The sequence below is a fragment of the Streptomyces sp. NPDC004667 genome, assembly GCF_040609475.1.
Classification (GTDB): domain Bacteria; phylum Actinomycetota; class Actinomycetes; order Streptomycetales; family Streptomycetaceae; genus Streptomyces.
Window position 1 is genome coordinate 1 of record NZ_JBEXKC010000082.1, and the last position, 24,500, is coordinate 24,500.

Annotated in this window: 15 protein-coding genes and 1 pseudogene; 11 read left to right on the forward strand and 5 right to left on the reverse strand. The window is 74.5% G+C overall.

Features of this window, described 5'->3' with window-relative positions; translation table 11 throughout:
• Positions 1–153 precede the first annotated feature (153 nt).
• The 3 genes and pseudogenes from ABZW32_RS32010 to ABZW32_RS32020 form a co-directional block, all read left to right on the forward strand.
• A pseudogene (locus tag ABZW32_RS32010) lies at positions 154–858 on the forward strand (serine protease); the annotation flags it as partial.
• Positions 859–2,148: 1,290 nt separating this feature from the next.
• Positions 2,149–3,990 (forward strand): hypothetical protein, encoded by a 1,842-nt coding sequence (locus ABZW32_RS32015; protein WP_356222772.1) that lies wholly within the window; start codon positions 2,149–2,151, stop codon positions 3,988–3,990.
• A 112-nt stretch (positions 3,991–4,102) separates the two neighbouring features.
• A complete protein-coding gene (locus ABZW32_RS32020; protein ID WP_356222724.1) occupies positions 4,103–5,059 on the forward strand; it encodes a bifunctional riboflavin kinase/FAD synthetase in 957 nt (318 codons plus the stop codon).
• Positions 5,060–5,136: 77 nt separating this feature from the next.
• Here the strand turns inward: ABZW32_RS32020 and ABZW32_RS32025 are convergent, their stop codons facing one another.
• From ABZW32_RS32025 to eccE, 3 genes are all read right to left on the reverse strand, one after another.
• Complete coding sequence (locus ABZW32_RS32025) at positions 5,137–7,854, reverse strand: SCO5717 family growth-regulating ATPase (protein ID WP_356222727.1); 2,718 nt, start codon at positions 7,852–7,854, stop codon at positions 5,137–5,139.
• A gap of 163 nt (positions 7,855–8,017) precedes the next feature.
• A complete protein-coding gene (locus ABZW32_RS32030; protein WP_356222730.1) occupies positions 8,018–8,740 on the reverse strand; it encodes a hypothetical protein in 723 nt (240 codons plus the stop codon).
• Positions 8,737–10,011: a type VII secretion protein EccE gene (gene eccE, locus ABZW32_RS32035; RefSeq protein WP_356222732.1), complete on the reverse strand. Its 1,275-nt coding sequence runs from the start codon at positions 10,009–10,011 to the stop codon at positions 8,737–8,739. The genes ABZW32_RS32030 and eccE overlap by 4 nt, the downstream gene beginning before the upstream one ends.
• 253 nt (positions 10,012–10,264) lie before the next feature.
• On the opposite strand from eccE, the gene eccB reads away from it, so the two are divergent.
• The 4 genes from eccB (at position 10,265) to ABZW32_RS32055 (ending at position 14,004) form a co-directional block, all read left to right on the forward strand.
• On the forward strand, positions 10,265–11,845 hold the full coding sequence (gene eccB / locus ABZW32_RS32040) for a type VII secretion protein EccB (protein ID WP_356222735.1): 1,581 nt from the start codon (positions 10,265–10,267) through the stop codon (positions 11,843–11,845).
• Between the two features lie 11 nt (positions 11,846–11,856).
• Positions 11,857–13,104 carry a type VII secretion-associated serine protease mycosin gene (mycP, locus tag ABZW32_RS32045; RefSeq protein WP_356222738.1) on the forward strand — a complete coding sequence of 416 codons (1,248 nt, stop codon included), beginning with the start codon at positions 11,857–11,859 and terminating at the stop codon, positions 13,102–13,104.
• Between the two features lie 212 nt (positions 13,105–13,316).
• On the forward strand, positions 13,317–13,652 hold the full coding sequence (locus tag ABZW32_RS32050; protein WP_030227588.1) for a WXG100 family type VII secretion target: 336 nt from the start codon (positions 13,317–13,319) through the stop codon (positions 13,650–13,652).
• Between the two features lie 43 nt (positions 13,653–13,695).
• Positions 13,696–14,004, forward strand: a complete 309-nt coding sequence (locus ABZW32_RS32055; RefSeq protein ID WP_356222742.1) for a WXG100 family type VII secretion target — start codon at positions 13,696–13,698, stop codon at positions 14,002–14,004.
• Between the two features lie 83 nt (positions 14,005–14,087).
• On the opposite strand, the gene ABZW32_RS32060 is transcribed toward ABZW32_RS32055, so the two are convergent.
• Both ABZW32_RS32060 and eccCa read right to left on the reverse strand, forming a co-directional pair.
• Complete coding sequence (locus ABZW32_RS32060; protein ID WP_266842718.1) at positions 14,088–14,321, reverse strand: DUF397 domain-containing protein; 234 nt, start codon at positions 14,319–14,321, stop codon at positions 14,088–14,090.
• Between the two features lie 164 nt (positions 14,322–14,485).
• Complete coding sequence (gene eccCa / locus ABZW32_RS32065; RefSeq protein WP_356222745.1) at positions 14,486–18,442, reverse strand: type VII secretion protein EccCa; 3,957 nt, start codon at positions 18,440–18,442, stop codon at positions 14,486–14,488.
• A 140-nt stretch (positions 18,443–18,582) separates the two neighbouring features.
• Between eccCa and eccD the strand changes: the two genes are divergently transcribed.
• The 4 genes from eccD (at position 18,583) to ABZW32_RS32085 (ending at position 24,491) form a co-directional block, all read left to right on the forward strand.
• Positions 18,583–20,148: a type VII secretion integral membrane protein EccD gene (eccD, locus tag ABZW32_RS32070; protein ID WP_356222748.1), complete on the forward strand. Its 1,566-nt coding sequence runs from the start codon at positions 18,583–18,585 to the stop codon at positions 20,146–20,148.
• A 171-nt stretch (positions 20,149–20,319) separates the two neighbouring features.
• Entirely contained in the window at positions 20,320–20,607 is a 288-nt protein-coding gene (gene rpsO, locus ABZW32_RS32075; RefSeq protein ID WP_356222751.1) for a 30S ribosomal protein S15, read from the forward strand.
• Positions 20,608–20,892: 285 nt separating this feature from the next.
• Positions 20,893–23,115 (forward strand): polyribonucleotide nucleotidyltransferase, encoded by a 2,223-nt coding sequence (locus ABZW32_RS32080; protein WP_356222769.1) that lies wholly within the window; start codon positions 20,893–20,895, stop codon positions 23,113–23,115.
• Positions 23,112–24,491, forward strand: coding sequence for a pitrilysin family protein (locus ABZW32_RS32085; protein WP_356222754.1), 1,380 nt, complete (start codon positions 23,112–23,114; stop codon positions 24,489–24,491). Before ABZW32_RS32080 ends, ABZW32_RS32085 begins: the two co-directional genes overlap by 4 nt.
• The last annotated feature ends 9 nt before the right edge of the window (positions 24,492–24,500 follow it).

The window sequence follows — 24,500 nt, forward strand, 5'->3', positions numbered from 1 at the left end:
CCCCCCCGGCCCCGCCCCCCCCCCGGGGCCGCCCCCGCCCCCGGCCCCGGCACCGCACCTGCGCCCGGATTCGCACCCGGCGCCGTGGCGGAACCGGTGCCACGTCCTGTGATCGCCGCCGGGCTGGCCGCCTTCACCACCGGGGACCGCCAGGTCCTGGGCCTGGTCGGCGCCCCCGGCACCGGCCGCACCACCGCCCTCGCCGCCCTCGCCGCCGACCGCGCGCGCGGTCCCCTCCCCGCGCCGACGCTGTGGCTGCGCGGGGCCGACCTGCGGAGCGGGGACGCCTCCCTGGCCGACGCCGTGACACGGGCCCTCGAAGCCGCCGGCCGGATCGTCACCGCCGGCGGGGCCGGGCCCGTGCCGCCGGGGACGGCCGAGCGGGTGGCCGGGCTCGCGGCGGAGGCCGGGCGGGCACTGCTGATCGTGCTGGACGCCCCCGAGGAGATGCCGCCGCAGCTCGCGCACCGCCTCGCGCCGTGGACCGGAGCCACCGCCGGGTGGCTGGGCGGGACCGGGGCCCGGCTGGTGGTCGCCGCCCGGCCCGAATACTGGGAGCGGGCGGGGGAGCTGTACCCGCCGGAGATGCTGCACGCCCCGGACCGGGCGGCCCGGCGGCTGCCGCCCGCGCTCCCGGTCGGGGACCTGACCCCGGACGAGGCGCGGACGGCGCGGGCCCGCCTGGGCATCCCGGACGACGCCGTGCGGGAGGCCGACGCCCGGCACCCCCTCACCCTGAGCCTGCTCGCCGGGATCCGCGCCGCCGAGGTCACGGCGGGCCGCCCGGGGCGCGACGAGGTGTTCGCTGCGCACCTGGACCTGGTGGCCCTGCGCGTGGCCGTCCGGATCGCCGTCGCAGACACCGCCCCGGCGTGGGCTCCCGGGGGCCCGAACCCCCCGGGCACACCCACCGCGGGTCCGCGGGCCCGTACCGGGACCGGGGGAGCCGCAGAGGGCGGCGGCACACCCGACGGGGCCGAGTGGTCCCCGGGGGACGCCCGCCCCGGGAGCCCTCCGCCGACCGGCCCCGCCCGGCGCCGGCACGCGCGCGGTGGCGTGGACACCACTGGGCGGTACGCCGGGGGAACGGGCCTTGGCGGTGGGTATTCCGGCGGTCCGGACTCGGGTGGTGCGCAGGCTGGGGGCGCCGGCCTTGGCGGCGGGTATTCCGGTGGCTCGGATTTCGGTGGCGCGCAGGTCGGGGATGCGGGCCTTGGCGGTGGGTATTCCGGCGGTCCGGACTCCGGTGGGGCGCATGCCCGTGGCGCGGACCCTGCGGGCCGGGCCGCGGATGGGTCCGGCGCTGGTGGCCCCGCTGCGCCCCGGACCGCCGGTGCCCCTGCCCCGAGGCACCGGTTCGCCGGTGGCCCGCCCGGTGGGGTCCGGGGTGACGGGGAGGGGATCCGCCGGGCCCCGGCCCCGGACGGCGGGATCCCGCGGCCGCGCACGGCCGCATCGCCCGGTGCCCGGCCTGGGGCCGGGCCAGCCGGGGACGGGACGTGGCCCGCAGGAGCCCGGACCGCCGGCGTCCACCGTCCCGGGGCGAGGCCCGGCCCCGACCCGGCAGGGCCCGGCGCCCCGGGATCCGCGTGGGCCGAGGGTTGTGACCCGGGCCATCCGTGGGCCGAGGGCCGTGACGCGGGTGGTCCGTGGGCCGAGGGGCCCGGCGCGGGCAGTCCGTGGGCCGAGGGCTGTGACCCGGAAAGTCCGTGGGCCGAGGGTTGTTACCCGGGCGGTCCTAGGGCCGAGGGCCGTGATCCGGGCCGTCCGGGCGCCGATGGCTGTGACGCGGGCGACCCATGGGCCGATGGCCGTGGCGTGGGCCGTCCGGGCGCCGATGGCTGTGACGCGGGCGACCCATGGGCCGATGGCCGTGGCGCGGGCCGCCCGGGAGCCGATGGCAGTGATCCGGGCGGTCCGTGGGCCGAAGGGCCCGGCACGGGCCGCCTGTGGGTCGATGGCTGTGACCCCGGCGATTCGTGGGCCGAGGGTCGTGACGCGGGCGGTCCGTGGGCCGATGAGAGTGGTCCGGGGACTCCACGGGCCGATGAGCGTGGCCCCGGGACTCCATGGGCCGAAGGCCGTGAGCCGGGGTTCGCGGGGGTCGCGGGCGGTGGCGTCGGGCGGGGGGTGGTGTACGGGCCCGGGGTGCGGCGGCTCGCCGCGCGGGTGGCCGGGCGGGTGCACGAGGCCGCCCGGCGCTGCCTCGGCCCCGGGCAGGGCCAGCTGGACCGGGCCTCCTTCGAGGAGCTGTTCCCCTGGCGCACCGGCTGGGCCTCCGCCGTCCTCACCGAGGGCCTGCTCGTCCCCGCGGGCCCCGGCTACCGCTTCGCGCACGAGGAGCTCTCCGACTGGCTGCAGGCGGCCCACCTCGACGTTCCCACCGCCCTCGACACCCTCGTCCACCACGGCCCCGCCACCCCCGGCCCGCCCGTGCCCCGGCACCGCATCGGACCCGTCCTGGAGGCCCTGCGGCGGCTCCCGCCCGCCGAGACCCGGGGCGTGCTGACCCGCCTGGTCGGCGCCCTCAACACCTTCACGGAACAGCCGGCGGACCCGGACGGCCCCGTCCACCCCGACCGCCCCTGGTGGGCCGCCCGACTGCTGCGCGGCACCCTGCTCGCCGCCCCCGACGCCGCCCGCCACCTCCCCGTCCTGCACGCCCTCGCCGAGCACGTGGCCCGGGCGGGCCCCGAGGAGTTCGGCGGCCGGTTCTGGAACCGGCTCCGGCTGCCCGAGTCCGACCGGCTCGACCTGCTGCGCCGCCTGCTGCCCTCCGACCACCACTACCTGGAGGCCGCCGCCCGCCGCCTCGCCCGCGCCCCGCGGCTCGTCCTGCCCCTGGTCTGCGCCTGGTTCACCGACGAACGCCGCCTGCGCGGCCGCCCCGGAGCCACCGTCGCCACCGCCGCCCAGGCCCTCCTGCACACCCACCGGGCCCTGGCCGTCGACGAACTCACCGAGGCCCTCGTCGGCGCCGGGCACCCCCGCGCCGACGAACTGCTCGCCGTCCTCGCCGAGGACGAGCCCTCCGCCATGTCCCGCGCCGTCGACCGCTGGGCACACGACGAGCGCCCCGGCCGCCGCGTGGCCGCGGCCGCGTACGGCCTCGCCACCGCCCCCCACGTGCGCAGCACCGCGGACCGCGAGCTGCTGCGCCACGCCGCCCAGGCGCTCCTCGCCCGCCCCGGCGACGCCCCCCTGCACGGCAGCGCCCTCGCCGTGCTGCTGCGCGACCCCCAGGTACGGGCCCGCTACCTGCCCGACGCCCTCGACTGCTTCCGCGACCCCGGGAGCGGCACCCGGCTGCCCGCCTCCGCGCTGGTCGCCGCGCTGCCCGTACTGCCCGACCCGGACGCCGTGTTCGCCGCCCTGCGGGCCCGCGCCGACGGCGAGGTGCTGCGCGCGCTGGCCGCGCTGACCACTCCGGGGCTGGCCCGGCGCGCCGGCGACCTCGTACGGGACCACCTGGCCGGCCACCCCGAGGACGCCCCGCACGCCGCCGCGTTCGTCGACCGGCGTCTGGAGCAGGGCCCGGCCGCCGGGCCCGTGCTGCGGGCCCTCGTCCTGGACCTGCTGCGCACGGCCCCGTCGCCGGTACGGTCCGAGCTGGCCCGGGTGCTGGCCGCGCCGGGCGGGGAGCCCTCGCGGACGCTGCGCGGCGAGCTGGCCGACGTACTGCTGCGCGAGGAGGCCGATCCGTCGGTCCTGGGCGCCTTCCTGGAGGCCCTCGCCGCCGCGGCCTCCGTACGGCCCGAGGAGCGCACCCGGGAGCTGCTCCGGCGGACCGGCCGCCGGCTGCTGAGGGCCCCCGGCGGGCCCGTCGTCTTCGAGCACCGCACGGTGGAGCTGGCCCGGGCCGATCCGGCGTTCGGGGCGCTGGTGGCACGCTGGCTCACGGACGCGGAGGCCGATGCCGCGGCCCTCCTCGGACCCGGTGCCCGGCGTACCGTGGAAACCCTCAGCAGGGCCGCCCCGGACGTCACATGAGGCGGCCCGGCCCTCAGCCGGACGCCGATGCGGGGCCCCGGCCACCGGCATGGCAGTCTTAGACCTGCAATCGGTACAGGGACTACACGGGTTCGGGCGAGGAGCGGTCACAGTGCAGCGCTGGCGTGGCTTGGAGGACATCCCCCAGGACTGGGGACGCAGCGTCGTCACCATCGGCTCCTACGACGGTGTGCACCGGGGACACCAGCTGATCATCGGGCGGGCCGTCGCGAAGGCGCGCGCCCTCGGCGTGCCCTCGGTGGTCGTCACCTTCAGCCCGCACCCCAGCGAGGTCGTCCGGCCGGGCAGCCACCCGCCGATCCTGGCCCCCTACGACCGCCGCGCCGAGCTGATGGCCGGTCTCGGGGTCGACGCGCTGCTGATCCTGCCCTTCACGGCGGAGTTCTCGCAGCTGTCCCCGGCCGACTTCATCGTGAAGGTGCTGGTCGACAAGCTGCACGCGCGTGCCGTCATCGAGGGACCGAACTTCCGCTTCGGCCACCGGGCCGCCGGGAACGTCGACTTCCTGACCGAGCTGGGCGCCACGTACGACTACGAGGTCGAGGTCGTGGACCTGGTGGAGCGCGGCGAGGCGGGCGGCGGGGTGCCGTTCTCGTCCACCCTCGCGCGCAGGCTCGTCGCCGAGGGGGACATGGACGGCGCCGCCGAGATCCTCGGCCGCCCGCACCGGGTCGAGGGCGTCGTGGTGCGCGGTGCGCAGCGCGGGCGCGAGCTCGGCTACCCGACGGCGAACGTCGAGACCCAGCCGCACACCGCGATCCCGGCCGACGGGGTGTACGCGGGCTGGCTGACGGCGGACGGCGAGCGGATGCCGGCGGCGATCTCGGTCGGCACGAACGTGCAGTTCGACGCCACCGAGCGGACCGTGGAGGCGTACGCGATCGACCGAGTGGGCCTGGACCTGTACGGGATGCACGTGTCCGTCGACTTCCTCGCGTACGTGCGGGGGATGGCGAAGTTCGAGTCGCTGGACGGGCTGCTGGAGGCGATCGCCGACGACGTGAAGCGGGCGCGGGTGCTGACGGAGGCGTACGACTCCGAGCGCTGACGCGCCGCGCGAGCCGAGAGGGCCCGTACCGTCCCCAGGACGGTACGGGCCCTCTCGCTCGTCTACGGTGTTCCGCCTCAGCCGAGGCGCGGGTCACGCGGGGGCTGGCCCGGGGGCTGCTGCCAGGGCTGGCCGGGCTGCGGATAGGGCTGGCCGCCGTACGGGGGCTGCTGCGGTGGTTGCTGGTACGGGCCCGCCGGCTGCGGGGCCGGAGCCTGCGGGGCCTGCTGGGGGTACGGCTGCTGCTGGGGCTGGGGCTGGGGGGCCTGCTGGGCCTGTTGGGGCTGCTGGGCTTGCTGGGGTCCGCCCCAGTGCGCCTGCGCGCCCTGCTGCTGTGCGCGGACGAAGTCCTCGGCGACCAGCGCGGAGAGGGTGAAGTACGCCTCCCGGGTCTTGGGCCGCATCAGGTCCAGGTCCACCTCGGCGCCGGCCGCCAGGTGTTCGTCGAAGGGCACCACGACGACCCCGCGGCAGCGGGTCTCGAAGTGCTGCACGATGTCCTCGACCTTGATCATCTTGGCGGTCTCGCGGACCCCGGAGATGACGGTGATCGAGCGCGAGACCAGGTCGGCGTACCCGTGGGCGGACAGCCAGTCGAGGGTGGTGCTGGCGCTGCTGGCGCCGTCCACCGACGGGGTCGAGATGATGATCAGCTGATCGGCCAGGTCCAGGACCCCGCGCATGGCGGAGTAGAGGAGACCGGTGCCCGAGTCGGTGAGGATGATCGGGTACTGGCGGCCGAGCGTCTCGATGACGCGGCGGTAGTCCTCGTCGTTGAAGGTCGTCGAGACCGCCGGGTCCACGTCGTTGGCGATGATCTCCAGGCCCGAGGGAGCCTGCGAGGTGAACCGCCGGATGTCCATGTACGAGTGCAGGTACGGGATCGCCTGGACCAGGTCGCGGATCGTCGCACCGGTCTCGCGGCGCACGCGGCGGCCGAGGGTGCCGGCGTCGGGGTTCGCGTCGATGGCCAGGATCTTGTCCTGCCGCTCGGTGGCGAGGGTCGCACCGAGGGCGGTGGTGGTCGTGGTCTTGCCGACGCCGCCCTTGAGGCTGATGACGGCGATGCGGTAGCAGGACATCACCGGAGTGCGGATCAGTTCGAGCTTGCGCTGACGGTCGGCCTCGGCGGCCTTGCCACCGAAGCGGAAGCCGGAGCGGGTGGGCTTGGGCTTCTGCTTGGCGCGGATCAGACGGTCGGATGACAGCTCGACGGCGGCGGTGTAGCCCAGCGGCGCGCCGGGTCCCTGGCCGGGCTGCTGCTGGTACGGGCCCTGCGGGTGCGGCTGCGCGGCCTGCTGCTGGGGCCAGGGGGCGGGGGCCTGCGGTGCCGCCTGCGGTGCCGCCTGCGGGGTTGCCTGCTGCGGCGGGAAACCGTAGCCCTGCGGGGGCTGGGCCGGGGGCTGCTGCTGGCCGACGGGCGGGAACCCGTACCCCTGGGGCGGACCCGAGGCCTGGAACGCGGGCGGCAGCGGAGGCAGTTCACCCCCGGGGCCGGGTCCCCCGAACGGAGTATCCGCGGGAGCGGGCGCGGCAGCGTACGGCCCCTGCGGGGCGTCCTGGGGCACGGTGACGCCCTCTGCGGGCGTGGCGGTCCGGGACGCCGCGGGGGCCTCCGGCAGTGCGGGCACGACGAGGGGCCCCACCACCGGCACCCGGAACGGGGCGTCCGCCGCCGCTTCCCGGGGCTGGTCCGGGGTGGACGCGCCGGCGTGGCCCGCGCCCTCGGACTCCGCCGTGGCCGGAGATCCGGCGGGTCCCTCCGGGGGCGACGGCGGCGCGTCGGCGGGAGCCGGACCGGCCGCCTGGCCAGGGTGGACGGGCGGGGCCGCCGCGTCGGCCGGGGCCTGCCCGGGGAACGGCGCCGGGTAGGGGGCGGCAACGGCACCCGGGAACGCCGACCCGGCGTCGGCCGGCGCCGGGTAGGAGGCCGGACCCTGGGCCGGCATCGCCGACGGCGCGTCGGCCGGGGCCGGGTGGGCGGCCGCGGTCGCACCCTGGGCCGGGAACGCGGGTGCGTCCGCCCGGGCGTCGGCCGGAACCGCGTAGCCGGCCGGTGTCTGCGCCGGGAACGCGGGGGCGTCCGCCGGCACCGGGGCCACGAACGCCGACACGGCGTCGTCCTGGCCGGGGTGGGCAGTCGGGGCCGGCGCGTCGGCCGGGGCCGGGTAGGTGGCCGCGTCCGCCGGGGCCGGGTACGGAGACGGCGCCTCCGTCGGGGCCGGGAAGCCGGGCGCGGCGGTGTCCGCCGGGGCCGGGAACGCGGGTGCGGCGGCGTCCGCCGGCCTCTGGGCCGGGTACGGCGCCGGCGCGTCGGCCGGGGCCGGGTGGGCGGCCGCGGCCGGACCCTGGGCCGGGAACGCGGGTGTGTCGGCCGGGGCCGGGAAGCCGGCCGGTGTCTGGTCCGGGAACGCGGGCGGAGCCACGGCGTCGGCCGGGGCCGGGTGGCCGGCCGGCCCCTGTGGCGGAGTCGCGTCCGCGGGGGTCGCGCCGGGGAACGCGGGTGCCGGGTACCCCGGCGGCGTGTCGGACGGCGTGCGCGGAACCGGCGGAGCGATCCGCATCGTCGGCGGGGAGACCACGTCCGACGGCCGGTGGGGCTCGAACCCGCTGCCCTCGGGCAGCCCCGGCAGCCCCGGAACCGGCGCGGCCGGCGCCGCCGCGCCCTGCGTGTACCAGGCCGGCGGGGTGTAGTCGATGGTGAACTCGCCCGTCACATCGGGCTCCGCGTCGGACTGATCGTCCGTCGGGACGTCCCACGTCCCGCCGCGCCTCTCGTTCCGATCGCCGCTCACTGGTCCTCCTGGTCTGTCGAACACCGGTCGGGCGCCCAACTCGACGCCGCGCCCGCGCTCAGCCTAATCGCGCCCCGTGACCCCGAGGCCCCGAGGTCGCGCCCCCGCACTCCTGCCTACAGGCCACCCGCGCCCTGAGCAACCGTCATCGCGCAACACCGTCTCAGTCGATGCGCCGCGCCGCGCCCAGCAGGCCCGTCTCCGTCTCCGTGCCCTGCGTCATCACGAACTTCCGGTCCCGCGGCGTACACCACAGCGTCACCCCGTCCCCGAGCGTCGGCAGGGACTCCACCGCCGCCCGCGGCAGCCCCATCAGGGCGCCGATCCGCTCTGCCTCGTCGGGGGACACGCGCTGCACCCCCACCAGCGCGGAGTTCCGCAGCAGCCGCGGAGCCGTGGGGCTCAGGTACGGCAGCAGGGTCAGCACCGACTGCCACGGCCCCGACACCACCCGCCCGCGCGGCGGCCGCATCCCGCAGTCCCGGATCACCAGCACCGGACTGCCCGCCGACGCGCCCTGCGGCGGCACCCGGCCCACGTCGTGCAGGGTCACGCACTGCTGCCCGCCGCCGGCCGCCCGGGCCAGCCCGGACCACACCTGCCCGCGCCCGGTCTCCACCGCGACCCGGGCCCCGGTCGCCGCCGTCCGCAGGGCCAGCACCTGGGCCGTCCACAGGCCGCCGATCAGCGTGACCTCGTACGGCGTGGGACGGTTCACGCCGAGCACCGCCGGGCGGCCCTCCGCGTCCACGCCGATGACGACCCCGTCGTCCCCGACGGGCAGCGCCAGCGCGTTCAGATCGCCCGCCGGGACCACGTGCCGCTCCCGGCGCGGCCCGATCAGCCCGAAACCGCCCCTGACCGCTCTCCTCGCCGAGCCCGTCACCGCGCACCTCCCAACGGCAGCGAGGCCAGCAGCCCCGGCACCTGTTCCCGGTCCAGCCGGACCAGCCCCGTCCGCACGCCCCGCGCGGTCCGCTCCAGTTCCCGCCGGGCCGCGACGAGCTCCTCGTCGCTGCGCCCGGTCACCCGGACGTGCCCGGTCAGCGTCACGCCCTGCCGTTCGGCCGGGGCCATCGTCAGGCTGAAGTTCGTCGCCAGCGCGGGCAGCGAGGTCAGCAGGGCCACGAACTGCGGCAGTCCCGCTCCCGTACCGCCCAACTGCGGCCAGCGGGCTATCCAGTACGTGGTGTGCCGCCGGTCGTCGCAGCGCCAGGTCCGCGGGGTCTCCTCCGTGCGCCGGCCCGTGCTCGCCGCGCGTCCCGCCTGGGTGATCGCCATCGGGTTCGCGCAGGAGGAGGTCGCGAGCGCGCCCGTCAGCTCCTGCTCCGTCAGCACGGCGGCCCGGAACCCGGCCCCCGTCAGCCGGCTCGCCAGCTGGTCCGCGACCCGCACCAGAGACCGCTGGGCCCCGGCCAGGCCGCCGCCGCGGGCGGCGACGGCCTCCGGACACAGCTCGGGGTCGAGCTTGAGCGCGATCCACGTCAGCCGCACCGCCGGGGCGCCCGTGCGCGCCTGGAGCGGGGCGTAGTTGAGCGCGGCCATCGACCGGGCGGGCAGGTGCGGAGCCGGAGCGGGCTGCGTGTGCTGGACGAGCTGTGCCGACTCCAGCCGGATGCCGTCCACCTCCAGGACGTCCCGTACGGCGGACAGCGGGAGCGGACGCGCCCCCCGGTCCGGCCGCAGCGCGGTGGCGTCCATGTCCACCTGGACCACCGCCGTCAGGAAGGTCCCGTCGCCGACCATGCCCACCGGCCGCCGGTCACGGTCGCTGAAGGTCAGCGTCCGCAGCGCGGGATCGGCCTCGACCAGCGGGGCCAGCCCGGGCTCGGTCCCGGCGGGCACCGTGAGCGACGCGGCCCTGCGGCGCCGGGCCCGCAGCGCGAGCGCGCCGCCGATCCACTCGGGCAGGGACCGCTGGTGGCGGCGTACGACGGCCAGCAGCACCAGGACGAGGGCCAGGACGCCGGCGGGCACCAGCAGCAGCGGCTCCACCACCCACGCCGCGAGCAGGACGGCCGCGGCGAGCTGGAGGAATACGAGCTGTTGCAATCGGAACGGTCCGAACCGGCCCGGGCTCGGCTTCGGCTGCGGCGTCACCCCGCCCCGTGCGGGTGCGGCCGCGGCCGCCTGCGGCTCCGTCGCGGTGGCCCTCACTCGCGCCCCTCCCCGTCAAGGGGGCGGACCCGGCGCGTCCGGCACCGCGCGGCCGCGGCCGCCGGCTCCGGAACCTCCCCGATCCACCCCAACTAGGCTTGATTCCCCCGGTCCGGAAGGCGCTGCGCGGACTTCCCAGCCCACCCGCCCCCTGCCGACCCTCCGTCAAGAGGCATAGTAGGTCCCCGGTCCGACAACCAAGGCCCGGGGAGCGGCCCCACCGGCCGGGCCGTGCGGGGAGAAGCAGGCGGTCATGGCATCACGACGTGATGAGCTCAACGCGTACACCTTCGCGAAGCGGCGCACGGTGTCTGCGTTCCTGCAGCCCTCGGCCACCGGTACCGAGGAGGGCGCGCCCAGGCCGCTGCGCGCCGTCGTGCCCGGTGTCGTGATCGGAGCGCTCGTGGTCGCGGGCTTCGGAGCCTGGGGCATGTTCAAACCGCAGGCGCCCAAGGGCTGGGACGAGCCCGGCGCCACCGTCATCGTCGGCAAGCAGTCGACGACCCGGTACGTGGTCCTGACCACCAAGACCGGCGGCAAGGAACAGACCCGGCTGCACCCCGTGCTCAACCTGGCCTCCGCGCGGCTCCTCCTCGACCCGCAGAAGTTCAAGGTCGTCCAGGTCGAGGACAAGGTGCTCGACGCGGGCAAGCCCCCGCGCGGCCCCATCATCGGCATCCCCTACGCCCCCGACCGGCTCCCCGCGCAGCAGGACGCGGGCAAGGCCAAGCGGTGGGCCGTCTGCCAGCAGCCCGGCGGCAACGGCCGGGGCGTCCAGACGGCGGCGTTCGTGCTCGCCGACCGCGAGGCCCCACTGCTCGACGACGCCCGCCGCACCGCCGCCGGTCAGGTGCTGTACGTGCAGAGCACCGGCGGGGCCAAGGAGCGCTTCCTCGTGGACGCGACGGGCACCAAGTACCGCTTCCCGGAGGGCAAGCCGGACTCCGCGACCCTCACCACCGCCCTGGTCGGCACCGGCGCCACCCCGCAGCCGGTCACCGAGGAGTGGCTCGCCACCCTCAACGCGGGCGACGACCTGGCCTTCCCGCAACTGCCCGGCACCCCGGGCGCGAACGCGGCGGTCCCCGGCCTGGGCGCGGCCGACGCCAAGGTCGGCATGGTGCTCACCGCCCAGACCGGCTCCGGTACGCAGCACTACGTCGTCCTGCCCGACCGGGTCGCCCCCGTCTCGGAGTTCGTGGCCTGGCTGCTGATCTCCTCACCCGCCACCGACAGCCTCAACATGCACGGCAGGGCCCACGAGATCGACCTGCAGTCCCTGGGCCCCGACGCGACCCCCTTCAAGGACGAGGCCCGGTGGCCGCGCGAACGCGGGAAGCAGGTGAACCGGGTCGCCGACACCCCCGGCGCCCCGCAGGGCGCCGAACGGCGCGACACCGTCTGCAACGTGCTGCGCTCGGTCGACGGGCAGGGCAACCAGACGCTGAGCACCTGGGCCGGGACCGGCTTCCCCGTCGACATCGCCGCGAGCGGCACCAGTTCCTACGTCACCCCCGGGACGGGCCTGCTCTACACCCAGGTCCAGGGCCGCCAGACCACCGCCGGCGGATCGCTGTTCCTGGTCACCGACACCGGCCTGCGCTACGCCGTCCAGGCCAACGGCGACAGTGACGCCGCACAGTCGAAGATCGGCGCGCCCGACCCGCAGGCCCCGGGCGGGGCCGGCGACGGCCGTCCCGAGGCCAGCCAGGCGCAGATCAGGCTCGGCTACGGCGGGGTCGTGCCCGCCATGGTGCCGATCGCCTGGTCGGAGTTCCTCTCCAAGGGTCCCAGGCTCGACACCAACTCCGCCCGTCAGCCGCAGGGTTCATGAGGAGGCCGACCGTGCCGCAGACGCCCCGCACCGTGCTGGCGGGCACCGCGTTGGCCCTCGTGGCGGCGTACGGTGCCGCAGTGGGCGCCGCGCCCGGCGCCGGGTCCGCGCCGCCCCTGTCCCCGTCCCCGTACGCCCTGGGGCTCGCCGGGGCGGGGGAGTGCACCTTCCCCATGAAGAAGCAGATCGCCGACCGGCCCTGGGCCCTCCAGCGGCTCATGCTGGACGCGCTGTGGGCGCGGACCAAGGGCGAGGGCGTCCGCGTCGCGGTCATCGACACCGGCGTGGACCGCACCAACCCGCAGCTCTCCGGCGCCCTCGACCCCGGCGCCGGCCGGGACTTCCTCGACCCCAAGGGTGGCGACGGCACCAACGACACCGTCGGGCACGGCACCAAGGTCGCCGGCCTGATCGCGGCCCGTCCCCAGGAGGGCACCGGCTTCGTCGGCCTGGCTCCCGAGGCCACCGTCATCCCCATCCGGCAGAACGACGGGCAGGGCAACGGCAACGCCGCCACCCTGGCCCAGGCCATCGACCACGCCGTGGCCAAGGGCGCCCAGGTCATCAACATCTCCCAGGACACCGACGCCCCGCTCACCCCCGACTCCGAACTGGGCAAGGCCGTCCAGCGGGCCCTGGACGCCAAGGCGGTGGTCGTCGCCTCGGCCGGCAACGACGGCCTGACCGGCCAGAAGCGCCGCACCTATCCCGCCGCCTTCCCCGGGGTCCTGGCCGTGGCCTCCTCCGACCGCAACAACGAGCGGGCCGCGTTCTCCCAGCCCGGCGACTTCATCGGCGTCGCCGCCCCCGGCGTCGACATGGTCTCCACCGTCCCCGGCTTCGGCCAGTGCATCGACAACGGCACCAGCTTCTCCGCCCCCTACGTCGCCGGGGTCGCGGCCCTGCTGCGCGCCGAGCACCCGCAGTGGACCCCGCAGGAGGTGGTCTGGCAGATCCAGAACACCGCCGAGCGCTCCGTCAACGGCCGTGACGACTACGTCGGATGGGGAGTGGTGGACCCGGTCCGCGCCGTCACCCAGGACCGCGAGACGCCCCGGGCGCCCGTCCCGGACCCCGGCCCGCCCCCGGCGGCCGCGCCCGAGGCGGCCGGACTCGCCCTGTCGGAAACCGCCCATGAGCGCGAGGAGCGGATCGGTACGTACGCCCTCGGCGTCGGCGCCGTGCTCATCGCCGTCATCGCCGCCACCGCGACGGTCGTCCGCGAGGCCCGGGGCCGCCGCCGACGCCGTTTGCAGTGAACGGTGACGGTTCATCCGCGGTGACGCACACCGGTGTTGGGCGTGGGGCGCGATCTGACTAGAGTGGCCGCAGGCTTCACGACTGTGATCGGGGGATTCGTGAAGCGGAGGGGGAAGTGCGGCGCGCGTGACGGGAACTGCGCGTCGCGAAGGTCCGCTCCGCCCTGCAATCCGCCGGTTCTGCCGGGGAATTGAGAAGTGAGGAGCTTCGGATGACGAACAATTTCGGTCTTGCGGACGATCCGGTCGTCAAGGCGGCCAACAAGATCTCCGAGACGGCCAACGCCGTGACCACGCAGTCCCGCGAGCTGGCCGACATCCTGGCCACCGTCAGCGCGGGCTGGACCGGTGTGGGTGCCGAGGGCTTCAAGAAGGCCCAGTCGGACCTCAACATCGACCACGACGAGATCCGCCGTCTGCTCGGCGTCCTGCACAACGCCGTCTCGCAGACGAAGAACCTGACCAACGCCCAGGACGACGAGGTGCGCGCCGCGTTCAACTCGATCGGCGGCGGCAGCGGCGGCCGTTCGGGCCTCGACGGCATCTGAGTCCGGCGCCGTCCCCAGCAACCCCACCGCGAAGGAGAAGATCATGTCCGGCACCGACGGCCACACCCGGGTACGGTACGAGAGCGTCCAGCAGATGGCGGACCGCATCCGCGTCGTCTCGAAGAACATCCTCAAGGACCTCGACGAGATGGAGGCGGCCGTGAAGGTCGTCACCGACACCTGGGACGGTGAGGCGCACATGGAGTACGTCAACCTCCAGACGAAGTACCACCGCCGCGCCGACCACATGCAGCAGGAGCTCGAAAAGGTCGCCCAGATCATCGAGCGCGGCAAGGGCGACTACCGCGCCACCGACGTGAAGGCCTCGCGCCTGTTCACCGAGGCGTTCTGAGCCCCGTACCCACCGGCACGGCGCCCGCGCGAAGGGGGCGCGCCCATCACGGGCGCGCCCCCTTCGCGCATGCGCGACCGCCCTCAGGTGAGGTCGAACTCCCCGTCCCGGGCCCCCAGGACGAAGGCCTCCCACTCGGCCGCCGTGTACCGCAGCACCGTGTCGCGGTCCAGCGAGGACCGCATCGCCACCGCGCCCTCGGGCAGCCTGGCGATCTCCACCCGCTCCTCGTCCGGGCTGGTCCCGGGCGGGCCCTGCCACTCGACGCCGCTGATGTCGAGCGCGTACAGCTCGTCCTTCTCCTGCTGGGTGCCCATGTGCGGCCCTTCCCTCGGTGGTGCGGTGCTCCCGCGGTCTGCCGATTATCGGTGCTGGCGGCCGGGGCGGGGGAGCGTTTCGCGATGATCACCGAGAACGCCCGCCGGGCGGCGACCACCGCCCCGCCCGGACACGACGGCGCCGGCGACGACCGGCTTCCCCGTCAGGACTGCCCCGCCATCCGCCCGAGCTGGACGAGCGAGGTGCCGCGCCTGCGCGAGACGAAGTAACCGCGGCCCGGCGGCATCGGGCGGCATCGTACGGTGCCCAGCAGATCGCCCTCGGAAGGGTCGCCCGACAGCACCACGCCCTGCGCGCCCAGCTCCTTGATCCGCTGCATGAAGGGCTCGTACAGCGCCCGGGAGGCGCCCGCCGAACTGCGCGCGATGATGAAGCGGACCCCCGTGTCGCGGGCGAACGGCAGGAACTCCACCAACTGCGCCAGCGGATTGCCCTGGCTCGTCGCGACCAGGTCGTAGTCGTCGATCACGATGTACACGTCCGGGCCCGTCCACCAGCTGCGGTCGCGCAGCTGCTGCGGAGTGACGTCGGTGGGCGGCTGCCGGCGTGAGAACACCCCGCCCAGTGCCTCCATGTGCATCTGCAGGGAGCTCGCCATCGGCGCGTACTCCAGCAGGTACTCCTCCGGCAGCGCCCCCAGCAGCCCCCGCCGGTAGTCGCCCACGACCAGCTTGGCCTGGTCCGGGGTGTACCGGTCGGCGATCTGCCGGGCGATGAGGCGCAGCAGGTTCGTCTTGCCCGACTCGCTCTCGCCGAACACCAGGAAGAAGGGGTCCGTCTCGAAGTCGACGAACACCGGCTCCAGCGCGGTCTCGTCGATGCCGATCGCGATCCCGCGCTCCGGGAACTCCCCGCCCTTGGGCAGCTGGTCGGCGTGCAGCAGCCGCGGCAGCAGCCGTACGCCCGGAGCCGTCGGCCCCGACCAGCCCGAGCGCACCGCCGCCACGAAGGCGGCCGTGGCCTCCGAGAGGCTCTCGGCGTCGTGCGCGCCGTCGACGCGCGGCAGGGCGCCCAGGAAGTGCAGCTTCTCCGGCACCTGCCCGCGTCCCGGCATCCCCGTCGGCACGTTGGCCGCGACCCGCCGGTCGAACTCGGAGTCCATCACGTCGCCGAGCCGCAGCTCCAGCCGGCTCAGCATCTGGTCCTTCAGCGCGGCCCGCACCTCCATGTACCGGGCCGCCGTGACCACCACGTGGATGCCGTAGCCCAGACCCCGGGACGCGATGTCCGTGACCACCGGCTCCAGGCCCTCGTACTCGGTGCGGAAACCACCCCAGCCGTCGACGATCAGGAACACGTCGCCCCACGCCTCGCCGGGCAGCTCGCCCGCCGCGCGCCGCCGCCGGTAGGTGGCGATGGAGTCGATGCCGTTCGCCCGGAAGAACTCCTCGCGCCGGCCCAGGACCCCCGCCACCTCCGCGACGGTACGCCGCACTCGCTCCGGATCGAGCCGGGAGGCGATCCCGCCCACGTGCGGCAGCTCCGACACCGCGGACAGTCCGCCGCCGCCGAAGTCCAGCCCGTAGAACTGCACCTCGCGCGGGGTGTGCGTGAGCGCGAACGCCGAGATCAGCGTCCGCATCAGCGTCGACTTGCCCGACTGCGGACCACCGACGACCATCATGTGGCCCGCGGCCCCCGAGAAGTCCCGGTAGAGCACCTCGCGGCGCTGCTCGAAGGGCTTGTCGATCAGACCGAGCGGCACGACCAGCCCACCGGGCCGGGTGTACCCCTGCGCGTGCAGCCCCCGCTCCGCCGAGGGCGCCAGCGACGGCAGCAGCTGGTCCAGCGGCGGGGCCTGGTCCAGCGGCGGCAGCCACACCTGGTGCGCCGGCACCCCCTGCCCCTCCAGCCGGCCCACGATCACGTCGAGCACCGTGTCCGCGAGCGCGTCGTCCTCCCGGACCGCGCCCGCCGCCGGATACGCCGGATCCGGGGCCGCGTACACCACCGGCACCGGAGCCGCCGTGAACAGCACCGGCCGCCGCTCCACCGGGAACGCCCCCACCGACAGGTCCGGCCCGCCCGAGCGGTAGGTGCCCGACACGTACGCCGCCTTGAACCGGGTCATCTCGTCCGTGCCGAACTTCAGGTATCCCGAACCGGGCACCGACGGCAGGTGGTACGCGTCCGGCACGCCGATCGCCGTGCGCGACTCCGCCGCAGAGAAGGTCCGCAGGCCGATCCGGTACGACAGGTACGTGTCCAGCCCGCGCAGCTTGCCCTCCTCCAGCCGCTGCGAGGCCAGCAGCAGGTGCACGCCCAGCGAACGGCCGATGCGGCCGATCTGGATGAACATGTCGATGAAGTCGGGCTTCGCCGTGAGCAGCTCGCTGAACTCGTCGATCACCAGCACCAGCGAGGCCAGCGGCTCCAGCGGGGCGCCCGCCGCGCGGGCCTTCTCGTAGTCGTGGATGTTGGCGTAGTTGCCCGCAGAACGCAGCAGCTCCTGCCGGCGCTGGAGCTCCCCGCGGATCGAGTCGCCCATCCGGTCCACCAGGGTGAGGTCGTCCGCCAGGTTGGTGATCACCGCCGCGACGTGCGGCATCTGCCCCATCCCGGTGAAGGTCGCACCGCCCTTGAAGTCGGCGAGCACGAAGTTCAGCGTCTCCGAGGTGTGCGTCACCGCCAGGCCCAGCACGAGCGTCCGCAGCAGCTCCGACTTGCCCGAACCGGTCGCGCCCACGCACAGCCCGTGCGGGCCCATGCCCTCCTGCGCGGCCTCCTTCAGGTCCAGCATCACCGGCGCGCCGCCCTCGCCCACACCGATCGGCACGCGCAGCCGCTCACCGGCCGAACGCGGCCGCCAGGTCCGCGACACGTCGACGGCCGCCGCGTCGCCCAGGTTCAGCAGATCGGTGAAGTCCAGGTTCGCCAGCAGCGGTTCGTCGTCGTCCCCACCGCCCGTGCGCAGCGGCGCCAGCTGACGCGCCAGCGCCTCCGCCGCCGGCAGCGACAGGGTGTCCGGCGTGCCCTCGTACGCGACGCCCGCGCCCGACTCCAGCCGCAGCCGGCCCGGCCGCACCACGACCGACAGGCCGCCGCGCGGCTCGTCCAGCTCGCCCGCGACCACCTCCACGATGGTCACGCCCTGCAGGCCCTCGGCCGCCGCGAACGCCGAGTCCGGCGGCACCAGTCCACCGTCGAGGACCACCACCAGGTGCGGCTGGTCCAGCACCGGGGACACCTCGCGGCTGAACCGCGACCGGCCCTCCAGCCGGGAGCCCAGCAGCTCCTCCAGCTCACCGAGGTCGTCACCGAACAGCCGCTTCGTGCCCGCCCCGTCGACCTGGCCCGGCACCTGCGTGTGCGGCAGCCACTTCACCCAGTCCCACGACGGCACCGCGCCCGGCGCCGCCACCACCGCCACCACCAGGTCCTCCGGGGAGTGCAGCGTCGCCAGCTGCGCGACGAGCGCCCGGGCCGTCCCGCGCGCCGACTCCGGCTCCCCGGAGACCGTCACGTGGTAGAACGCCCGGATCGACAGCGCCACCGGCAGCCCGTCCAGCGAGGAGTGCACCTTCAGGAAGCGCTGCATCGCGCCCGCCGTCAGCGGCTCCAGCTCGTCCACCGGAGCCGTGTCCGGAGCCACCAGCGCCGTCGCGAGCCGCTGCGCGCCCAGACCCAGCCGGGCCTGGCCGAAGTCGGCGTCGCCGACCCGGCGTTCCCACAGCCGCGAGCCCTCCGCCACCACGGACCACAACTGCTCGGGCGCCGGGTGCAGGTACAGCTGCGCGTCGCGCTGCGCCCGCGCGGTCCTGCGCACCTGACGGCGGGTCTGCGCGAGGTACTTGAGGTAGTCCCGGCGCACGTCCGCCATTTGCCCCTGCGTACCGCGCCGGAAGCGCACCAGCTGGGCGATGACCATGCCCACCGTCGACGCCAGCATCAGCACGCCCATGATGCGCATGAACGGCGCCGCACCCGGCATGAAGAAGAAGACGACCGACGAGCCCATGCCGAGCATCGGCAGGAGCTGCATCAGCATGCCCTCCTGCTGCCCCCGCGGGAGTTCCGGCGGAGCCTCCAGCCTCAGTTCGTCCGAAGGCACCTCGGGCGGCAGGGACCGGGGCGGGCGTTTGACGACGATCTGGCTCACCGGAGCATCAATCCCTTGAAAACGGACGGGACGCCGCAACCGGCGTCCCCAAGTCCCGGGCGTGGAGGGGGACTCCTCCGCGCCCGGTGATCCTACTTGCCGACAGTCGCACCCCAGCCGGGTAGGGTGACGCGCGCAGCATGCGCATCCGCGAATCCGACGCCGCCACCGGCGCCAACCAGGGGGTCCCACAGGTGAGTACGGCCGAGGCGACGGGGTTCTGCAGGGTCACCGTCGTGGCTCCCGACAGCCGCATCGACGTCGCCCTCCCCGAGGACATCGCCGTCGCCGACGTCTACCCGGAACTGCTGCGCCTCACCGGCCAGACCCAGCCCGTCGGCGCCCCCACCGGATTCCACCTCGTGCGCCGCTCCGGCACCGTCCTCGACGGCGCCCGCACTTTCGCCGCCCAGCAGGTCCTCGACGGCGAGGTGCTCAGCCTGCGCCCCTTCGCCGAGTCCCTGCCGCCGGCCGTCTTCGACGACGTCTCCGACGCCGTCGCCGCGGCGGTCGTGCGCGACCGGCACCGCTGGAGCGACGACATGCTGCGCGGGGCGGGCCTGGCCGGCGCCGCCCTGCTGCTCGTCCTGCTCGGATTCGTCCTCTGGTACGCCGATCCGCTCCGGCACGACATGCACGGCCTGCCGGGGATCATCGCCGGGGCCGTGGGCGTCCTGCTCACCGCCGCCGCCGGGGTGCGCGCCCGCGTCTACCGCGACCGCGGCTCCGCGGTCGCGCTCGGCCTCGGCGCCCTGCCGCACCTCCTGATCGTCGGCTCCGGCATCGTCGCCGCCGGCGCGGGCCAGGGTCCGGGCCGCCTCCAGTTCCTGCTCGGCTGCCTCTGCGTCCTCGTCGCCTCCGTCGCCCTCGTCGCGCTCACCCCGCACGGCGACGCCCCCTTCGTCGCGGCCACCTTCCTCGCCGCCACCGGGACCCTGGCCACCTTCGCCGCCATCGCCGCCGAGGCCTCCGCCACCGCGACCGCCGCCGTCTGCGCCCCCGTTGCCATCGGCCTCGTCGCCTTCCTCCCCGGCCTCTCGGCCCGCTTCGCCCGGCTGCCCATCGGGTACGCCGCCCCGCGCAGCGCCGTCGAGGACTACGAGACCCCGGACCGCTACGAGGCCGCGCCCGGTGCCGACCCCGACGCCCCCGCCGCCCCCGGGCACGACCCGGTCGCCCCGCTCGACGCCGAGCAGATCGCCGCCCAGGCCCGCCGCGGCCACGAGATGCTCCTCGGCCTGGTCGGGGGCTGCGCCGCCGTGGTCGTGGGCTCGGCCGCCGTCCTCGGCTTCTCCGACAACACCTGGGGCCGGCTGCTGGCCCTGGCCGCGGGCCTGGCCATGCTGCTGCGGGCGCGGCTCTTCCGGTACACCTCCCAGGTGGTCTGCGCCCTCGTCGCGGGCCTGGCCTCCGTCGCGCTGCTGATCCTGGGCCTCGCGCTGCACCCACCCGTCGATCTGATGTTCGATTTCGTGCGCTACCACGACCGCGCCGGCCTGGACCTCCGTACGATCTGGCTCTCGGCCGCCGTCGCCGCCGGGGCGGCCCTCCTCGCGGGAATTGCGCTTGTCATCCCCCGCAAGGGCCTGTCACCCTTCTGGGGACGGCTGCTCGACCTCACCGAGGCCGCAGTACTGCTCAGCCTGGTCCCGCTGACCCTGGCCGTGCTCGACGTCTACGGCCGCGCCCGCTCTCTCACCAGCTGAGACGGCGCGACCCGGCAGCCTGGTACGCTGTGTGACGGCCGTTTGTGTACGCGCCCCCGGACATCCTCTGGAGGCTGCGCTCAGCGGACCCCGCCTCCCGAGTTACGGAAGATCCCCAGAGAATTCGACCTGGGGCACTCGGTGGCTACGAAGACCAAACGAGGAGTACGCGTGCCGCTCGACGCCGCTACGAAGAAGCAGATCATCGCAGAGTTCGGTGCCAAGGAGGGCGACACCGGCTCTCCCGAGGTCCAGGTCGCGATGCTCTCCCGCCGCATCTCGGACCTGACCGAGCACCTGAAGGCCCACAAGCACGACCACCACTCCCGTCGTGGTCTGCTGATCCTGGTCGGCCAGCGTCGCCGCCTGCTGCAGTACCTGGCCAAGAAGGACATCCAGCGCTTCCGTGCGCTGGTCGAGCGCCTCGGCATCCGTCGCGGTGCGGCCGGCGCCAAGTAAAGACGCTGTGAAGGGAGCGGTTCCCACACCGATGGGGCCGCTCCCTTTGCTGTACGTGCGCGACCTACCGGACGCTTTGTAGTCTGGACACAGCGCACGACCGAAGAGGAGGAGCGCCGGCCCTACGCCGCCGGTCCTCGGTAGTGGCATCCGGAAATCCCCGTGACGGGGATCGGAACCGGGTGCTTCGATCGAAGACCGGCCCGCACGCCAGGAGCGCTTCTCCGACACCGTCCCCCACCACACGGGTGGTGGACGGAGACGACGAAAATGGAGAAAACGCTAGTGGAGAACGAGACCCACTACGCCGAGGCCGTCATTGACAACGGTTCCTTCGGCACCCGCACCATCCGCTTCGAGACGGGCCGTCTGGCCCGCCAGGCCGCCGGCTCCGCCGTTGCCTACCTGGACGACGACACGATGGTGCTGTCCGCCACCACCGCGTCGAAGAAGCCCAAGGACCAGCTCGACTTCTTCCCCCTGACGGTGGACGTCGAGGAGCGCCAGTACGCGGCCGGCAAGATCCCCGGATCCTTCTTCCGCCGTGAGGGCCGCCCCTCCGAGGACGCGATCCTCACCTGCCGCCTGATCGACCGCCCGCTGCGCCCGTCCTTCAAGAAGGGCCTGCGCAACGAGATCCAGGTCGTCGCGACGGTCATGGCGCTCAACCCCGACCACCTGTACGACGTCGTCGCGATCAACGCCGCGTCCGCGTCCACCCAGCTGGCCGGCCTGCCCTTCTCCGGCCCGATCGGCGGCGTCCGCGTCGCGCTGATCCGCGGCCAGTGGGTGGCCTTCCCGACGCACACCGAGCTCGAGGACGCCGTCTTCGACATGGTCGTCGCGGGCCGCACCCTCGAAGACGGCGACGTCGCGATCATGATGGTCGAGGCCGAGGCCACCGAGCAGACCATCGCCCTCGTCAAGGGCGGCGCCGAGGCGCCGACCGAGGAGATCGTCGCCTCCGGCCTCGACGCCGCGAAGCCGTTCATCAAGGTCCTCTGCAAGGCCCAGGCCGACCTGGCCGCCAAGGCCGCCAAGCCCGAGGGCGAGTTCCCGGTCTTCCTGGACTACCAGGACGACGTGTACGAGGCCCTCGCGGCCGCCGTCAAGGGTGACCTCGCCAAGGCGCTGACCATCGCGGGCAAGCAGGACCGCGAGGCCGAGCTGGACCGCGTCAAGGACATCGCCGCCGAGAAGCTCCTCCCGGCCTTCGAGGGCCGCGAGAAGGAGATCTCCGCCGCCTACCGCAGCCTGACCAAGGCCCTGGTGCGCGAGCGCGTCATCAAGGACAAGGTCCGCATCGACGGCCGCGGGCTCACGGACATCCGTACCCTCGCCGCCGAGGTCGAGGCCATCCCGCGCGTGCACGGCTCGGCGCTGTTCGAGCGTGGCGAGACCCAGATCCTGGGCGTCACCACCCTCAACATGCTCCGCATGGAGCAGCAGCTGGACACCCTCTCCCCGGTGACCCGCAAGCGCTACATGCACAACTACAACTTCCCGCCGTACTCCGTCGGCGAGACCGGCCGCGTCGGCTCCCCGAAGCGCCGCGAGATCGGCCACGGCGCGCTCGCCGAGCGCGCGATCGTGCCGGTCCTGCCGACGCGCGAGGAGTTCCCCTACGCGATCCGCCAGGTGTCCGAGGCCCTCGGCTCCAACGGTTCGACGTCCATGGGCTCGGTCTGCGCCTCCACCATGTCGCTGCTGAACGCCGGTGTGCCCCTCAAGGCCCCCGTCGCCGGCATCGCCATGGGCCTGATCTCGCAGGAGATCGACGGCAAGACGCACTACGTCGCCCTCACCGACATCCTCGGTGCGGAGGACGCCTTCGGCGACATGGACTTCAAGGTCGCCGGCACCAAGGAGTTCGTCACCGCCCTCCAGCTCGACACCAAGCTGGACGGCATCCCGGCCTCCGTCCTGGCCGCGGCCCTCACCCAGGCCCGCGACGCCCGCCTCCACATCCTCGACGTGATGATGGAAGCGATCGACACGCCGGACGCGATGTCCCCCTTCGCCCCGCGGATCATCACCGTCAAGATCCCCGTGGACAAGATCGGTGAGGTCATCGGCCCCAAGGGCAAGATGATCAACCAGATCCAGGAGGACACCGGCGCCGAGATCACGATCGAGGACGACGGCACCATCTACATCGGTGCCTCCGACGGCCCGGCCGCCGAGGCCGCCCGCGCCACGATCAACGCGATCGCCAACCCGACCATGCCGGAGGTCGGCGAGCGCTACCTGGGTACGGTCGTCAAGACCACCACCTTCGGTGCCTTCGTCTCCCTGATGCCCGGCAAGGACGGCCTGCTGCACATCTCGCAGATCCGCAAGCTCGCCGGTGGCAAGCGCGTGGAGAACGTCGAGGACGTGCTCGCGGTCGGCACCAAGGTGCAGGTCGAGATCGCCGAGATCGACCAGCGCGGCAAGCTCTCCCTGATCCCCGTGATCGACGGCGAGGCCGCCGGTGACGACGCTGACAAGGACGACTCCGACAAGTGACGTCGCGTAGTTCGCGTGTGACGGCCCGCCCCTCTTCGGAGGGGCGGGCCGTCGCCCGTACCCAAACCCTGCTCAAGGGGCAGAACGGCATCGGCACCGTCCGGCGCACCGTCCTGCCCAACGGCCTGCGCGTCGTCACCGAGACGCTGCCCTCCGTCCGCTCGGCCACCTTCGGCATCTGGGCGAACGTCGGCTCCCGGGACGAGACGCCCACCCTCAACGGCGCCACGCACTACCTGGAGCACCTCCTCTTCAAGGGCACCGCCACGCGCAGCGCCCTCGACATCTCCTCCGCGATCGACGCGGTCGGCGGCGAGATGAACGCCTTCACGGCGAAGGAGTACACCTGCTACTACGCCCGGGTGCTCGACACCGACCTGCCGCTGGCCATCGACGTGGTCTGCGACATGCTCACCTCCTCGCTGATCCGCGAAGAGGACGTCGACGCCGAGCGCGGGGTCATCCTCGAAGAGATCGCGATGACCGAGGACGACCCGGGCGACATGGTCCACGACCTGTTCGCGCAGACCATGTACGGGGACTCGCCGCTCGGCCGCCCCGTCCTCGGCACCGTCGACACGATCAACGCCCTCGGCGCCGACCGGATCCGCCGCTTCTGGAAGAAGCACTACGACCCCACCCGCCTGGTCGTGGCCGCGGCCGGCAACGTCGACCACAACAAGGTCGTACGCCAGGTCCGCGCGGCCTTCGAGAAGGCCGGCGCGTTCGGACGCACCGACGCGGCGCCGATCGGCCCCCGCACCGGCACCAAGCGCATCCGCACCGCGGGCCGCGTCGACCTGGTCGGCCGCAAGACCGAACAGGCCCACGTGGTCCTCGGCATGCCGGGCATCGCCCGCACCGACGAGCGCCGCTGGGCCCTGGGCGTACTCAACACCGCCCTCGGCGGCGGCATGTCCTCCCGCCTCTTCCAGGAGGTCCGGGAGAAGCGCGGCCTCGCCTACAGCGTGTACTCGTACACCTCGGCCTTCGCCGACACCGGACTCTTCGGCGTCTACGCGGGCTGCCGGCCGAGCCAGGTCCACGACGTGCTGCGGATCTGCCGCGACGAGCTCGACAAGGTCGCCTCCGAAGGCCTCACCGACGAGGAGATCCGGCGCGCCATCGGCCAGCTGTCCGGCTCCACCGTCCTCGGTCTGGAGGACACCGGCGCGATCATGAACCGGATCGGCAAGAGCGAGCTGTGCTGGGGCGACCAGATGTCGGTCGACGAGATGCTGTCCCGCATCGCGGACGTGACCCCGGACGACGTCCGCGCGGTCGCCCAGGATGTACTGGCACAGCGGCCCTCGCTCGCCGTGATCGGCCCGCTCAAGGAGAAGCAGGCCGCCCGCCTCGACGAAGCGGTCGCCTAGTTCCGTACG